The 14,638-nt window shown below is 49.8% G+C and carries 14 protein-coding genes; 9 read left to right on the top strand and 5 right to left on the bottom strand.

The genetic code is table 11. The annotated features are described in order from the left end of the window. Nucleotides 1–57: 57 nt before the first annotated feature. The 7 genes from WFK81_RS09065 (at nt 58) to WFK81_RS09035 (ending at nt 8,671) form a co-directional block, all read left to right on the top strand. Nucleotides 58–1,818: a cache domain-containing sensor histidine kinase gene (locus WFK81_RS09065; protein WP_336786089.1), complete on the top strand. Its 1,761-nt coding sequence runs from the start codon at nt 58–60 to the stop codon at nt 1,816–1,818. Next, nucleotides 1,815–3,374 (top strand): response regulator transcription factor, encoded by a 1,560-nt coding sequence (locus WFK81_RS09060; RefSeq protein WP_336786088.1) that lies wholly within the window; start codon nt 1,815–1,817, stop codon nt 3,372–3,374. The genes WFK81_RS09065 and WFK81_RS09060 overlap by 4 nt, the downstream gene beginning before the upstream one ends. 117 nt (nt 3,375–3,491) lie before the next feature. Continuing rightward, nucleotides 3,492–4,820, top strand: a complete 1,329-nt coding sequence (locus WFK81_RS09055; RefSeq protein ID WP_336786087.1) for an ABC transporter substrate-binding protein — start codon at nt 3,492–3,494, stop codon at nt 4,818–4,820. Nucleotides 4,821–4,960: 140 nt separating this feature from the next. Then, nucleotides 4,961–5,854: a carbohydrate ABC transporter permease gene (locus WFK81_RS09050; protein WP_336786086.1), complete on the top strand. Its 894-nt coding sequence runs from the start codon at nt 4,961–4,963 to the stop codon at nt 5,852–5,854. Nucleotides 5,855–5,858: 4 nt separating this feature from the next. Further along, nucleotides 5,859–6,695, top strand: coding sequence for a carbohydrate ABC transporter permease (locus tag WFK81_RS09045; RefSeq protein ID WP_336786085.1), 837 nt, complete (start codon nt 5,859–5,861; stop codon nt 6,693–6,695). 198 nt (nt 6,696–6,893) lie between these two features. Beyond that, nucleotides 6,894–7,253 (top strand): BlaI/MecI/CopY family transcriptional regulator, encoded by a 360-nt coding sequence (locus WFK81_RS09040; protein ID WP_336786458.1) that lies wholly within the window; start codon nt 6,894–6,896, stop codon nt 7,251–7,253. Continuing rightward, nucleotides 7,250–8,671: a M56 family metallopeptidase gene (locus tag WFK81_RS09035; RefSeq protein ID WP_336786084.1), complete on the top strand. Its 1,422-nt coding sequence runs from the start codon at nt 7,250–7,252 to the stop codon at nt 8,669–8,671. Before WFK81_RS09040 ends, WFK81_RS09035 begins: the two co-directional genes overlap by 4 nt. A 78-nt stretch (nt 8,672–8,749) precedes the next feature. Here the strand turns inward: WFK81_RS09035 and WFK81_RS09030 are convergent, their stop codons facing one another. Then, on the bottom strand, nt 8,750–9,019 hold the full coding sequence (locus tag WFK81_RS09030) for a hypothetical protein (protein ID WP_336786083.1): 270 nt from the start codon (nt 9,017–9,019) through the stop codon (nt 8,750–8,752). A 7-nt stretch (nt 9,020–9,026) separates the two neighbouring features. Here WFK81_RS09030 and WFK81_RS09025 point away from each other — a divergent pair, with 7 nt between their 5' ends. Next, complete coding sequence (locus tag WFK81_RS09025; protein ID WP_336786082.1) at nt 9,027–9,347, top strand: YheC/YheD family protein; 321 nt, start codon at nt 9,027–9,029, stop codon at nt 9,345–9,347. 137 nt (nt 9,348–9,484) lie between these two features. Here the strand turns inward: WFK81_RS09025 and kduD are convergent, their stop codons facing one another. Genes kduD through kduI form a run of 3 tightly spaced genes read right to left on the bottom strand, consistent with a single transcriptional unit; the run spans nt 9,485 to nt 11,840 of the window. Beyond that, entirely contained in the window at nt 9,485–10,234 is a 750-nt protein-coding gene (kduD, locus tag WFK81_RS09020; protein ID WP_336786081.1) for a 2-dehydro-3-deoxy-D-gluconate 5-dehydrogenase KduD, read from the bottom strand. 3 nt (nt 10,235–10,237) lie between these two features. Continuing rightward, complete coding sequence (locus WFK81_RS09015; RefSeq protein ID WP_336786080.1) at nt 10,238–11,005, bottom strand: DeoR/GlpR family DNA-binding transcription regulator; 768 nt, start codon at nt 11,003–11,005, stop codon at nt 10,238–10,240. Between the two features lies 1 nt (nt 11,006). Then, nucleotides 11,007–11,840 (bottom strand): 5-dehydro-4-deoxy-D-glucuronate isomerase, encoded by an 834-nt coding sequence (gene kduI / locus WFK81_RS09010; RefSeq protein WP_336786079.1) that lies wholly within the window; start codon nt 11,838–11,840, stop codon nt 11,007–11,009. 182 nt (nt 11,841–12,022) lie between these two features. Here kduI and WFK81_RS09005 point away from each other — a divergent pair, with 182 nt between their 5' ends. After that, nucleotides 12,023–12,589 carry a GNAT family N-acetyltransferase gene (locus tag WFK81_RS09005; RefSeq protein WP_336786078.1) on the top strand — a complete coding sequence of 189 codons (567 nt, stop codon included), beginning with the start codon at nt 12,023–12,025 and terminating at the stop codon, nt 12,587–12,589. Nucleotides 12,590–12,794: 205 nt separating this feature from the next. On the opposite strand, the gene WFK81_RS09000 is transcribed toward WFK81_RS09005, so the two are convergent. Then, entirely contained in the window at nt 12,795–14,363 is a 1,569-nt protein-coding gene (locus WFK81_RS09000) for an FMN-binding glutamate synthase family protein (protein ID WP_336786077.1), read from the bottom strand. Between the last annotated feature and the right edge of the window lie 275 nt (nt 14,364–14,638).

The following is a 14,638-nucleotide window of genomic DNA, read 5'->3' as shown; positions in this document are numbered from 1 at the left end:
CGTGCTGCCTTTTCTTATGATTTAATACTTGCGCATGATGACTGGGGGGGATACATCTTGAGGCAGGGGTTATTAGCTTTCTATTATAATTTGCGGATCAAGTATAAAATAATCGTCCTGCTAGCTTTTATGATGGCGGTTATCGGCATTGCAACCTTTGCGGTGATGAAATACGCTTTCCACGCTTACGACGAGGAAATCTATAAGCAATCGGCCAGCGCTCTGAACAGCGCTTCTCTTGGCGTCGAGAAGGAACTCCGCAATATGGAGAAAATCTCCTTCAAGATAGCGACGGACAGCTACATTCAGGATTACCTGAGCGAGATCAAGGCAGGCGGCTCCGAGTACAGCAACTACCTCACCGCGGTTAATATACGCCAGCGGCTCTTAACGTTCACCAGCAACGAGAAATATATTTTGTCGTTTCATGTGATGGATGTTTTTTCGAAGCAATATGGAAACGGATACAAAATGATAAATCTCTCCAAGGAGAGAACCGATCAGGTCGTGCATGAGACCAATACTAAGTTTGGCGGCATTCAGTTTGTCTTTCCGGATTACGGGGATAACGCTCTGATCGCCGGCCGGGAAATCCGCAGGGTGGACGGGCTGGAGCTGGACCATCTGGGCAATATGGCGGTCAGGATCGACATTGACAGGCTTTATAGCGACCTTGTAACCTCGGCGGATAACTCGAAAGCCTATTTTGCGATCATGCAGAAGGACGGCCATCTTGTCTATCCTCATGACCAGCCGGGCGGCATGGATTTGACCTCTCTGCAGCTATCGGGGCAGCAGGGCTTCAAGATTGTCTCGTTATCCGGCAAAAAATACTTCATCACCTATTATTCCTCCGGCTATCTGGATTGGATGTATGTCAACGTAATGCCTTACGATCAGATATTCCATACAACGGAATCGGCTAAAACAACCGTTATTATCGTTTATATTTTACTCTCCGTTTTAATTTTGGGGGCTGCGCTCAGCTTCTCGCGCTCCATAACGGGGCCGATTGAACGGCTGAATCAGAGAATGAAGCGGATCCAGCTCGGGCATTTCGAATTTGCGGAAGAACCGGAGGAGCGCAACCTCGCGAAGGATGAAGCCGGCCAGCTGCAGCGCAACTTCCGGATGATGGTGGGACGGATTGACGAGCTGATCAACGAAAATTATGTAAAACAGCTGACGATCAAGGATACGGAATTCAAAGCGCTGCAGGCGCAGATTAATCCGCATTTCCTGTACAACACGCTGGAGTCCATTAACTGGTCAGCCAAAATCGCCGGACATAAGCAGATCTCCATTATGGTTGAGTCACTGGGTTACTTGTTGCGCAGCACGATCAGCCACAAGCAGCCAACCGTGACGCTAGAGGATGAAATGAGGCTGGTCAGCCATTTTATCGCGATCCAGCATATCCGGTTCGAAGAACGCCTTATCTTCGAGAACCGGATCCCGGACCGTCTGCTAGGGATTTACGTGCCGAAGCTGAGCCTGCAGCCGCTTGTCGAGAACGCGATCCATTACGGGCTTGAGCAAATGATCGAAGCTTGCGTAATCACGATTACGGCAGAAGAACATGAAGGCGGCATTGCGATAACCGTAGCGGATAATGGACCGGGGCTTGCCCCGGATGTCCTTGATCAGCTTAGAAGCGGAGAGATCCAGCCAAGAGGAACGGGAATCGGCCTGCGCAACATTGAGGACCGTATCAAGATGTTGTTTGGGGAAGCATACGGCATTCGGGTAGAAAGCGTTCCGCAGCAAGACACGCGGATTACCTTGTATCTGCCGATCGAAATGGGGGAGAGAACATGAAGTATAAAGTGCTGTTGATTGACGATGAAAGGATTATTCTGGAAGGTATCGCGTCTCTGATGGACTGGGATAAATACGGAACGCAGCTTGCCGGTACGGCGCGCAACGGTTTGGAAGCCCTTCAATTTATCGAGACTCAGCCGCCGGATATTATTATCAGCGATATTCGCATGCCGGGCATGGACGGTCTCAGCCTGGTGAAGCGGGTGAAAGAGGCTTATCCGCATATTGCCTGCATTATGCTGAGCGGCTTTGGCGATTTCGAATATGCCCGTCAAGCGATGCAGTATGGGGTTAAGCATTATTTGCTCAAGCCTTGCAACGAGAATACAATCGCCGAAGCGCTTGCGTCCGTCGTAGAGCAGCTTGATCGCGAGAGGCATACCGATGCCTTCCTGCTGCGGATGCAGGAGGAGTTGAAGAAAGTGCTGCCAAGCGCAAAGGAGCAGTTTCTGAAAGAGTATGTAACGAACAAGCGATACGGGCGCCGCGAATGGGACGAGTACGGCAGGCTGTTCGGCATACAGCTCGAGAATCTGGAAGCCAGGCTGCTGCTGTGCCAGCTTGAGGGTCCTTTTGAGTTCGATCATCTCTTTGCGCTGAAAAATATCGCCGAAGATATTATCGGAAAGCCTACCATTCTGCTCAGCACCACGATAGGCAGCCAGCTGCTTATCCTGATAAGGGACCAGTATCCGGAAAGCGAGCTTCTCAACATTTTGGCGGAGGTTAAACGGACCTTCACGGGATATTTCAAGCTGGATACAACCATTGCGATCAGTGACGCCGGCGAGCTGGCGGAAGCCCGGAAGATGTACATGGATACGCGAAGCTGTCTGAACCATCGCTTCTATCTGGGCGGGGGAAGCCTTATTACGGTCCGGGATATCCAGCAGCAGGATGAGCACGAAGAGCAGTCCTTTTTGTTTGACGATACGCAGCTCTGCATGGCTGCCAAATCAGGCAACTGGGAAGAGGTAAACAAGGAGCTCGAGGAGGCATTCCGGATTTTGGCGGAGCTTAGGCTGGATAACTCCACGGCCAAATCGTACGTGATTCCTCTGTATGTAGCTTTAATCCGGCAGGCGGAACCAAAGCGGATGAACGAATATTTGCAGCTGCTGGCCAAGCTTGAATCCCTCAGCACCCTGCAGGCGCTGCAAAGCTTTGTGGAGGATGCCGCAAAGAGGATCTGCCAGGAGAATTACGAGATTCAATCCTGCCGGCACTCCGGCATCATTCAGAAGATGATGAACATTGTCGGCGAGCATTTGGGCAATCCGGCCCTTTCCCTGCAATGGGCGGCAAGCGAGATTTTGTACATGAACGCGGATTATTTAGGCAAGCTGTTCAAGAAAGAGACGGGGGATAAGTTCTCGAATTATGTCATGAAAACGCGAATGGACAAAGCGCTTGAGTTAATTGAGGCAGGCAGCGACGTTAAAGTATTTGAACTCGCGGAGCAGCTGGGCTTTGGCGATAATCCCCACTATTTCAGCCAGGTCTTTAAGAAATATACCGGGAAGTCACCATCGGATTTCAAGAAAACGTCCTAAGCAAGATGTCTGTTTTTTGACGAAAAATCACTGGTTATTCGATTCCGGGCTCTCCTTTTTAACTGTACTATAGGAAATGTAAACACTTACATGGTTTGAGGAAGGGGCGCTAGAAACATGGGAAAGAAGCTATCAGCGGCAATCGCACTCATCTTGGCTACGACTCTTACGGCATGCGGCGGAGGCAACAATAACAACGCAAATCAATCTGCCAATGCGGGTGCAAGCACTTCTGCAAATGCAGGCAAATCGGACGCGGGGAAAAACATTACGCTGCGTATCGCCTGGTGGGGCTCGCAGCCTCGTCACGATTACACTCTGGAAGTTATCAAAATGTACGAGGCTTCGCATCCAAACGTAAAGATTGAAGCCGAATACGCCAACTTTGATGATTACTGGAAGAAGCTTGCTCCTGAAGCGGCTGCAAGCGAACTGCCGGACATTGTGCAGATGGATATTTCCTACCTGTCGCAGTACGGTTCCAAAGGTCAGCTTGCCGATCTTACGCCTTACCTGAACAACCAGATTGACACGACGGATATTTCGGAGAATGCGATCTCCGGCGGTAAATTAGGCGACAAGCTTTATGGCTTTAACCTTGGCGTCAACACCGTAAACTTCCAATACGATCCCGAGCTTCTGAAAAAGCTGGGCGTAGACAAGCCGGCGGATGACTGGACTTGGGATGATTACTTTGCTCTTGCATCGAAAGCGAAGGAAGCGGGTCTCTATTTCGATAATGGCTTCCGTCCGGAAGTATTCTTCGGCTACTACCTGCGCACGAAAGGGCAGCATCTCTACAACGCGGAAGGCAATGCGCTTGGTTACGAGGATGATCAGCTGTTCGTAGACTTCTTCAAGCCGCTGGCCGGACTCGTGAAAGACGGAGATACTCCACCGCCGGACGTAAAAGCACAAATTAAAGGCCTTGAAGACGACCTGATGGTAAAAGGCCAGCAGGTTGGCATCTGGCAATGGACGAACCAGTTCGTCGGCATTCAGCAAGTGGCTAACCGTCCGCTCGAAATGGCTAATATGCCTGGTCCGGATCGCCAGAAAGGTCTCTATCTGAAGCCAAGCATGTACTTCTCGATCGCTCAGAACTCCAAGCAAAAAGAAGCGGCTGCCGACTTTATCAACTTCTTCGTGAATGATATCGACGCCAACAAGCTGATCAAAGGCGACCGCGGCGTACCAGTCAACAGCAAAGTTATTGAAGCCATCAAACCAACGCTTGAACCGGCTCAACAGCAAGTATTCGATTATGTGGCTTGGGCACAAGACAACAGCTCGCAAATGGATCCGCCGGATCCGATTGGCGCAGCAGAGATTATTACATTGTTCAGCTCGCTTGCGGAGCAAATGGACTTCCAGCAAATTACGCCGGAAGATGCCGCTAAGCAATTCCGCGAGGAAGCCAATGCGATATTAGCCAAAAACAAATAAGAATGACAGGCAGGAATGGCTGGCCGTTGGCGGCCAGCCATCCTTTATAAAAGGCTTATATTTCACCGCGAAACGTGTGCTGCTCCTCCTGGGCGCCAGCCGTTTCACCGGTAGCGAATCTTGCGCAGGAGTTGGTCCGAATGAAAGCGATCTTTAAAAGAGATTTGACGGGTTACGCGTTTATCAGCCCCTTTGTTGTCGGCTTTCTTGTATTTACCTTTGTCCCGATTTTGGCATCCCTCTATTTGTCGTTTACCGATTACGATCTGTTCACTACCCCTTCTTGGGTTGGCTTTGATAATTACCATGACCTCTTCACGAGCGACAAGAAGTTCTGGAAATCGTTAAAAGTTACGTTCCTGTACGTATTTATCGGAGTTCCTCTTCGTTTGTTTTTCGCCCTTATGGTTGCCATGCTGCTTAATACCGCTTCGAGAGCGGTCGGCGTGTATCGGACCTTGTTTTACCTTCCATCCATTATCGGCGGCAGCGTAGCCGTATCCATCATGTGGCGCAACCTGTACGGCGATAAAGGGATTATCAACGGATTGCTTGAAGCCGTAGGCCTGGATGCGGTCAGATGGTTTGCCGATCCGATGGCAGCGCTTTGGATGCTGATTACCTTGTCGGCGTGGCAGTTCGGTTCTTCGATGCTGATCTTCCTTGCGGGCTTGAAGAACATACCGGTCAGCTTATACGAAGCCTCAAGCGTAGACGGCGCAAACGGATTTAACCGATTCTTTAAAATAACGGTGCCTATGCTGACACCGATCATATTGTTTAACGCCATTATGCAAACAATCGGAGCTTTCATGACGTTTGTTCCGGCTTACATTATTTCCAAAGGAACAGGCGGACCGCTGGACGGCACCTTGCTCTATTCGCTGTATCTGTTCCGCCAAGGCTTCCAATTCTTCGATATGGGTACCGCATCGGCAATGGCCTGGATCATGCTGATTATCGTATCGGTACTGACAGCCGTGCTGTTCCTGTCATCTAAATACTGGGTTCACTACGAGTCGAAGGAGGGGTAAGCCTATGCTGGCGAAAAAATGGAAATGGCCTATTTATCATATCGCAGCTGCCGGCGGCGCTATTTTGATGATCTATCCCGTGATCTGGCTTCTTATGAGCTCCTTCAAGAAGAGCGAAACGATCTTTACCACCTCCGGCAGTCTGATTCCGGACAAATGGATCTGGACGAACTATTCGGACGGCTGGGCAGGAATTGGCGGCCATTCGTTTGGTACTTACATTACGAACACGCTTGTGCTTGTTGTTCTCGCAACCATTGGCGCGGTAATATCCTCCGCGCTTGTAGCGTTTGGCTTTGGCCGGCTCCATTTCCGGGGGAAAAAGTTCTGGTTTGCGATTATGATGGTGACGCTGATGCTTCCGCATGACGTAACGCTAGTTCCGCAATATATTCTGTTCTCCAAGCTTCATTGGCTTAATTCGATCAAGCCGATTGTTATTCCGGCGTACTTCGGAGCACCGTTCTTTATCTTCCTGATGGTGCAGTTTATCCGGACCCTTCCAGGCGAGCTGGACGAAGCGGCCACCATTGACGGCTGCGGCAAGTTCCGGCTGTTCTACCGCATCATTCTGCCTCTGATTATCCCAGCCATGGCAACCGCCGCGATCTTCTCGTTCTACTGGCGCTGGGAGGACCTGATTGGTCCGTTGCTCTATCTGAATAAGCCTTCGATGTACACCGTATCGATGGCCCTTAAAATGTATCTCGATGCGGAGACGCTTTCCAACTGGGGCGCCATGTTCGCGATGTCGATTGTCAGCCTGCTTCCCGTATTCGCGGTATTCTTCTTCTTCCAGAAGCATATTGTCGAGGGGATCAGTACAAGCGGTTTGAAGTAGGAATAGGGAATCGGACTCCATATAGGGGTGTCTCAATAGTCATTAATATGACTTAGGGACGGCCCCTATTTTTTTGGTCCAAACGGCGTCTGATCGATTATACATAACCAAACTCTTTTCGTCTTGACAAAGAAGGTTTATTGCAATAAACTTCTTGTATAAGGTTTATTGAGATAAACCTACTGGGAGGCGATGGGGCTGGAAGCCTATAAGTTATTTGACGCGGAATACAAGTTTGCATGTTTGATTTGGGACAATGAACCTATTAATTCAACGGAGCTTGTGAAATTGAGCAAATCGAAGCTGGGCTGGAGCAAATCAACGACATACACCGTCCTGAGAAAGCTATGCGAGCGCGGTATTTTACAGAATGAGCAGGCCGTTGTGACGTCCCTTATTAAGAAAACGGAAGCACAGAAGTATGAAAGCCAGACGGTTGTCGAAAAAGCGTTTGACGGCTCTTTGCCGCAGTTTCTGACGGCGTTTCTTGGCGGGAAGAAGCTGTCGAGGAAGGAAGCGGAGGAGCTGAAGCAGATCATTGAGGAGTCCACGCAATGACGGGTATGTTTATTACGGTTGTTAATATGAGCATTACGGCGGGGTATGTGGCTGTCGCTGTCATGCTGGCGAGATTATTGTTCAAGCGTCTGCCCAAACGATTTTCCTACTTTCTCTGGTTGGCTGTAGCATTAAGACTGCTCGTTCCCGTCAGTTTTACGGCCGGCTTCAGCTTGTTGCAAGTCGTACGGCCCCGGAGCAGTTCCGCGACAGGTCTGATGGAATATGTGCCGCAGGATATCGGGATGCAAAAAAGTCCGGTATTGGATATCGGAATTCGTAGCCTTCGGCAGCTTGTTCCTCTTCCGTCTGCCACGCCTTTGGCGAGCGTAAATCCGATGCAGCTTATCTTATGGCTGGGAAGCCTGATCTGGGTAACGGGCGTTGCGGTTATCTTGCTGTACAGTATTGTCATGTACCTTAGACTATGGTCCATGCTTAGAACGGCAACGCTTGTACAGGATCGGATCTTTGAAACGGATCGGATTCGATCGCCGTTTGTATTTGGTTTTTTGAAGCCAAGAATTTATATCCCGACCGGTATATCTAAGGAAGAGCTTCCTTATATCGTTGCCCACGAACAGGTTCATATCAGTAGACGGGATTATTTGATCAAGCCTGCTGCATATTTGCTGCTGGTTATCCATTGGTTTAACCCTGTCTTATGGATTTCCTATAAATTGATGAGCAAAGACATGGAGATGTCCTGTGATGAACGGGTGATGAAGCAGATGGGGGGCGGGGAAAAAAGAAGCTATGCTTCCACGTTGTTAACCATATCCATGAACGGAAGCAGATGGCCAATGGGCGGGCCCCTTGCTTTTGGAGAAAGCGACGTGAAAGCAAGGATTACGAATATTCTTGCCTACCGCAAGCCTACTTCCTGGGTTATAGCAACTTCCATGCTTGTTGTTGCCGTGCTTGTTACGGGATTCACGGCCAATCCAAAGCCGTTGCAGCAGTCGATGCTGCCCGTAACCCCGGACAAAGAGACGTATTCCGGATACGACCTTGATAAACTGATGAAAAATAAAACCCTGTATGTCGGAAATCACGTAAAGGTAGGCGGATTGATTGGGGCTATGCCTAAGCCGGTTGGCCTGGAAGGGAAGGGGATTTCTCTTCAAACCAAGTCGCAGCCTTACGGGGTTACGGTTAATTATGATAGAACGGATGACTTACATCCGGAAGAAGAAATGGAAGCAAACCAAGACGGTTTTTACCGGAATGCCATTATGCTGCTTAGTCTGATCGATAACGTGGATTCGATCACGTTTACCGTAACTAATGCTTACAGCGTCACCATGACCAGGGGGGAAGCCGAGTATCTGCTCGGAGGAGATGTCAGGCAATATGCCGAAGATGAATCCAGCCTTAAGAATCTGATCGATCGAATTAAACAATTTCAAAATGCATGAACAAACCCAGTACCGGCGAGGTACTGGGTTTGTTGTCATTCTGAAAGGGCTTTCGATGCCGCTGGGAATCACTATGATTTAAGTGCTTAAAACGGCAGCGGTAAGACCAGCAAAGTTTATCGTGATGTGTTGCCCTCCGGTCAACCCTGTCCCTGTAACTCGCAGAGAATAGGTATGAGTGCCGGTCAACGGCGCTTCATCACAAGTAGTGAGAGCAGTCGTAAATGCACTGTTAGCCATCGATGGCGTATCGATTGCAGTAGCAATGACAGCACCATCATCACGAACGATGGTTACAATTAAAGTTACATTGTTAGCACTCGGTGTCCATGTTACATAGCCGGTCAACCAAACTATGTTTAATACAAGCATTTACGACAAGGTTTGTTTGTCGCAAGATCTATTCAATCAGCTATATTCACCCGATACAGCCGATCGCATTACTCGTTCAATCCACGACCTCAGTTTAAGATGCGCTGAAATAATGGACGAAAACAACACTTATCATTTGGGAGAATTCAGCGTTGATTTTGCGTTGGACAACAAGGAACGCGCTTGGATCATTGAGCTTAACGGAAAGCCGCAGAAAACGCTATATAATAGCATTGGCAAGCAAAGTGCGGTGTATATGCGGCCGATGCAATACGCGCATTATTTGTGCAAGCATGGATCTTGACCGATGGTTTAATATACGGATAGGAGCTTGGCAGGGTTACTCGCCTTAAACTGTCGGGCACAAATAAATACGGAAAATAAAGAAAAACGAGCCTTTAGAATCGCTTCTTAGGCTCGTTTCGTATTTAGGAGGATACTTTAGCGTGCCATCCAGCCGCCGTCTACATTGAGGATATGACCGCTCAAATAGTCGGATGCAGAGGAAGCGAGGAAAACAACCGGACCTTTCAGATCATCCGGCGTCCCCCAACGGCCGGCAGGTATCCGTTCGGTAATTGAGTTCGTGCGGGCTTCATCCTTCAGGATTGGAGCCGTGTTGTTGGTGGTCATATAGCCTGGGGCGATTGCGTTTACTTGTACGCCTCGGCCGGCCCATTCGTTCGCTAATGCTTTTGTTACGCCGGCAACCGCATGTTTGCTTGCCGTGTAGCCGGGAACGTTGATACCGCCCTGATAGCTGAGCATCGATGCGACATTGATAATTTTGCCGCTGCCGCGCTCCAGCATATGACGACCAGCCAGTTGACTGAGGAAGAAGACCGAGTTCAGGTTCAGGTCGATCACATCATACCAGTCTTTCGCCGCATGGTCGGCAGCTGGCGTGCGGCGGATAATACCGGCATTGTTAACGAGAATATCCACTTTGCCATAGAAGCCGCAGGCTTGGTTAAATACATCTTCAAGAATATCGGCGTTGCTGAGGTCGGCGGAGATTTCTTCCGCTTGCCCGCCAAGCTCGCGGATTGCGGCGACGGTAGCGTTGCTGTTCGAGGAAGAGATCGCAACGATGGATGCGCCTGCTTCTGCCAGACCAAGCGCCATGGCTTGGCCAAGACCGCCGGATGTACCGGTTACAACTGCTGTTTTGCCTGTCAAATCAAATAACATCGATTAGTTCATCCTTTCATAAATCGCAAGATTTGCACCGGTCTGCCGGTATTGCCTAGCGGTGTCCGATGTTATCCCCGAGTCGGTCAGAATCGTATTAATCTCATGAAAGTCCGCAAAGGTAAACAAAGCGCCTTGGCCGAATTTATGGTGATCAACAACCGCATACGAGATTTGCGCCGTATCGAGAAGGGCTCTCTTGAATGCAGTCAGGTCGCCTGTATATATCGTGAAACCAAATTCCGCGTGAACGCCTGTAGCGGACAAAAAAGCTTTCTTAATATTCAGCTTCCGGATGTAGGCTTCGGCTTCCGAGCCTGCAAGCATATTGCGGACACGGTAACCGCCGGGCACAACCAGCCGGATTTCATCCTTCCGGGACAGCTCGGCGATGATGTGTACATCGTTCGTTACGACGGTAAGCGGCTGATTTCGAAGCTTCTTCGCAATTTCGAGCGTTGTGCTGCCGCCGTCCAGTGCGATAATATCGCCCGGATCGATAAAAGTAAGCGCCAGCTCCGCAATCTCGGTCTTCTCGGAGGAATGCCGCACAAGCGGCTCTTGCTGAGACAATATGCCAAGCTGGCCCGTTTGGGCAAGGACTGCTCCCCCGTGTATGCGAAGGAGCAGTCCTTTTTCTTCAAGCCTTGCCAGATCCTCGCGAATCGTCTTGCCCGTCACGTTCAGTCTCTCGCTTAACTCCTGAACGGTAACTTCGCGGCTCGCCAGCAGAGCTTCCATAATTAATTCATGTCTGCGCACGGCATTCATGCTATCTCAGTTCTTGAGGTGCAACCGCGTCCATATCTTCGAAGATTTGGTTCTCGCCGGCCATACCCCAGATAAACGTATAAGCGCTTGTGCCTACACCACTGTGGATCGACCAGCTAGGCGACAGGATCGCTTGCTCGTTGCGCACGACCAGATGGCGTGTTTCCTGCGGCTCGCCCATGAAGTGGAAGACATTGCCGTCTTCTTGCATGTCGAAGTACAGGTATACTTCCGAACGGCGGTTGTGCGTATGGCAAGGCATTGTGTTCCAGTTGCTGCCCGGCTTCAGCATCGTAAGGCCCATGACCAGCTGGCAGCTTTGAATTCCGCCAGTATGGATGTAACGGTAAATTGTGCGTTCGTTGTTTGTTGTGAGAGCGCCGAGATGGTTAGGGGAAGCTTCGCTGATCGACGCTTTCACCGTAGGGTAGTTTTTGTGAGCAGGAGTCGAGTTCAGGTAGAACTTAGCCGGATTAGCCGAGTCCGCGCTTGTGAAAACAACTTCCGCCGCGCCGAGGCCGATGTAGAGGCAGTCTTTGTTCTCCATATCGTAAGCAGTGCCGTCAACGGTAACCGAACCGCGGCCGCCAACGTTAATGATGCCGATCTCGCGGCGCTCCAGGAAGGTTGCCGCACCCATGGTTTTGGTATCGGCTTCAAGCTTGATTGGCTGGCTTACCGGTACGGCGCCGCCAATAATAAAGCGGTCAACGTGCGAGTAAGTAAGGGTCAGCTGGTCTTGAACAAAAAGAGTCTCGAGCAGGAACTCTTGACGAAGACGTGTTGTATCAAATGCTTTTACCTCTTGAGGATGCGATGCGTAACGGATTTCCATGTAAAATAACCTCCATTGTTCAAATATGTTTATTTGAGTTCGTATAAGTTCATTTTAAGTTGGGGGAGGTGGATTTGCAACCCTAAATTTGAACGGAAAGTTTATTTTTAATGAAAGAAGGCAATGTGGAGGAGGCCGCTGCTTGCTATAGTGGGGAAAGCAGAGCATTGGGGGAGATAGTTATGAGCCAAATCCGAATTGAATGTCCAGCTGTTTATTTAAGGGAGTATGCGATAGATGATCTGGAAAGCCTGCATGCCTTAACCTGGCAGCCGGAAATTTATGAGTTTCTGCCGGGCTGGAACGTGTCCAGGGAGCAAAGGGAAGAATGGTTTGTTCATTATGAACTGGAGGAGAATGCAAGGTTCATTAAGGCCGTGTCCGAAGGCGGGGATGTAGGTGACCTGAGATTAAGGCTGGGGATTATAGAGAAATCGAGCGGCGAATTTATTGGCTGGTGTTGTACGGGAATGAAAGACGAGCTGCCCGTTCCGGAGCGGGAAATCATGTACGCGATTTCAAATAAGCACCGGAATAAAGGCTATACGACGCAAGCGGTGAAAGGAATGGTGGAGTACTTGTTTCAGCATACGAAAATCGACAGTTTAGTGGCGCTGGCCATTATCCGCAATACGGCCTCCATGAGGGTGATTGAGAAAAGCGGATTTGTATTTAAGAAAAAGATTAAGATCGAGGATGAGAGCTATCGTTATTACAAGAAAACCTCTGCTGAAGCCTCTCAAAGATAAGCGACAGGTTTGGACCAACCATATAAATCATGATAAGCGATAATTAATCCAATTTGAACAATAACAGCTCATTCATGACCCTTATATTGGAGTGAAACCAACGTAAACCTCGGAATCGTTTCCCTTATCCAGATTTCATTGGAGGGAATCCAACGTACGATGAAATAATAAGGACTGTTCCAGCTTTTGGAACAGTCCTTATTATTTATACCGTTTCCGGGTACGGATACAAATCCACGACGCGGTCCGTATGGCCGTTGTCGGTCATAAACACGACATGCTCCCGGCGGAACTCGCGCGGACTGTTCAGGCCGCAAGCAGCGGCCAGGGAGAAGAGTCCTTCCCGCATCTGGAGGATATAGTTCATGACGCGCCATTGTTTTTCTTCCGGGGCGAGCGCTTCCTGGTACTTATCGTCCGTAGTGGTTACGCCTGCCGGGCATTTGCCGGTATGGCACTGCAGCGCCATAATGCAGCCGTTCGCCATCATAAAGCCGCGGGCCGAATTAACGGCATCGGCGCCAAGCGCAAGAGCGATAGCCACTTTGTCCGGGGTAATAAGCTTGCCGGAGGCGAAAATTTTGAACCGGTCCCGGACGCCGAATTTTCGCGCCGTATCGTCAAGGATGAGCAGACCGGCGAATAACGGAAGCCCCATGCCGTCCGCCATTGCTTTGAAGGTAGCGCCGGACCCGCCTTCGGAGCCGTCAACCGTAATAAAGTCCGGATAGATATTCATATCGATCATGGCTTGGAAAAACGGCTCAAGCCGCTTTGGATCGCCAACGACGATTTTTACGCCAATCGGTTTTCCGCCTTCCCGCTGCAGCGTTTGGATAAATTCCAGCGCTTCCTCGGGTCTAGTCAGAAACTCGAAGCGGTTTGGCGAATTGACGGTTTTGCCGACGGGAACAAGGCGAGCCGCAGCTACCTTTTCGTTTACCTTGGAGCCTTCCAGATGTCCGCCCCGAATTTTCGCGCCTTGGTGGAATTTCAGTTCGAAGGCTTTAATGTTGGAATGGCTGGCTTTCCGCTTAAACGCTTCGATGGAGAATTTGCCCGTCTCGTCCCGGAAGCCGTATAGACCCGGTCCGATCTGGGAAACGACATCCACGCCGGTAGCCAGATGGACATCGGCCACGCCGCCTTCCCCCGTATTAATCCAGGAGCCTCCCGCCATGTTGGCACCGCTGCCGGTCGATTGAATGTAGTTCTCTCCAACCGCGCCAAAAGAAGTAGCGGAGGCGCCAAACAAACCTTTCAGCTTCCACGGCTGCTCTCTGTCTTCACCCACGATTAGCGCATCGTCATCATGAAGGAGCCAAGGCCTCACTTGTTCGGAAATAAACTTTTCCTGGCGCGTGAAGACGCCTTCGTCCGTGATGACATATTTTTTTCCCGGCAGCATGGTGTCGTTATCGATCTTTAGTTCGCTCGTCAGCTTCGGAAACATGGCGTTGGACAAGTAAAAGCCGGGTTTCTCATAATCCCGGCGGCCGCCGAAGGAGATCAGATCCGTACGGTATTTGGCCGCGTACACCACACCGACAAAATCAGCCCGCGAGAACGGCTTGCCCTCCGTATCGTTGTCAAACCAGTATTGCCGGAATTCGGGCCCCAGCTTCTCTAACAAGTAGCGGAGCCAGCCAAGGAAAGGATGCGAACGAATAATGGAATGCTTAGGTTTCTTTGACAGAGCGTACATGTAACTGAAGAAGATAACTGGAGGCAGCACGATAATGGCAACCAAAATAAGTAAAATGGAAAGCAGCATAGATGGTATACCCTCCCGGTTGGAGAAATAACGTCATAGGTCTTCATTATATCACAGCGGGATTGGGGATGCTTTCCGGATGAATACAACCCGTACAAAAATAACCGCCGTACAAACTCAGCGAATGTCCCGCCAGCATACAATAAAAAGTATATCGATGCAGAAGGGGACGATGCTATGAACAGACGGACGGCTTTGCTGATATCCCTCATTCTATATGTAGTTCTGGCAATAGTATTGATCTTAAGCGCAGTATTTCATTTTGGCTGAAAATA

The organism is Paenibacillus sp. MMO-177 (assembly GCF_037147795.1).
In the GTDB taxonomy this organism is placed as follows: Bacteria; Bacillota; Bacilli; order Paenibacillales; family Paenibacillaceae; genus Pristimantibacillus.
This window is presented reverse-complemented; position numbering and strand designations above follow the sequence as displayed.

Coding starts and splice junctions, on each gene's coding strand:
- WFK81_RS09055 (WP_336786087.1), top strand. CDS start 3,492: ATGGGAAAGAAGCTATCAGCGGCAATCGCACTCATCTTGGCTACGACT.
- WFK81_RS09045 (WP_336786085.1), top strand. CDS start 5,859: ATGCTGGCGAAAAAATGGAAATGGCCTATTTATCATATCGCAGCTGCC.
- WFK81_RS09025 (WP_336786082.1), top strand. CDS start 9,027: ATGTTTAATACAAGCATTTACGACAAGGTTTGTTTGTCGCAAGATCTA.
- WFK81_RS09060 (WP_336786088.1), top strand. CDS start 1,815: ATGAAGTATAAAGTGCTGTTGATTGACGATGAAAGGATTATTCTGGAA.
- WFK81_RS09050 (WP_336786086.1), top strand. CDS start 4,961: ATGAAAGCGATCTTTAAAAGAGATTTGACGGGTTACGCGTTTATCAGC.
- WFK81_RS09005 (WP_336786078.1), top strand. CDS start 12,023: ATGAGCCAAATCCGAATTGAATGTCCAGCTGTTTATTTAAGGGAGTAT.
- WFK81_RS09000 (WP_336786077.1), bottom strand. CDS start 14,363: ATGCTGCTTTCCATTTTACTTATTTTGGTTGCCATTATCGTGCTGCCT.
- kduI (WP_336786079.1), bottom strand. CDS start 11,840: ATGGAAATCCGTTACGCATCGCATCCTCAAGAGGTAAAAGCATTTGAT.
- WFK81_RS09015 (WP_336786080.1), bottom strand. CDS start 11,005: ATGAATGCCGTGCGCAGACATGAATTAATTATGGAAGCTCTGCTGGCG.
- kduD (WP_336786081.1), bottom strand. CDS start 10,234: ATGTTATTTGATTTGACAGGCAAAACAGCAGTTGTAACCGGTACATCC.
- WFK81_RS09035 (WP_336786084.1), top strand. CDS start 7,250: ATGACGGGTATGTTTATTACGGTTGTTAATATGAGCATTACGGCGGGG.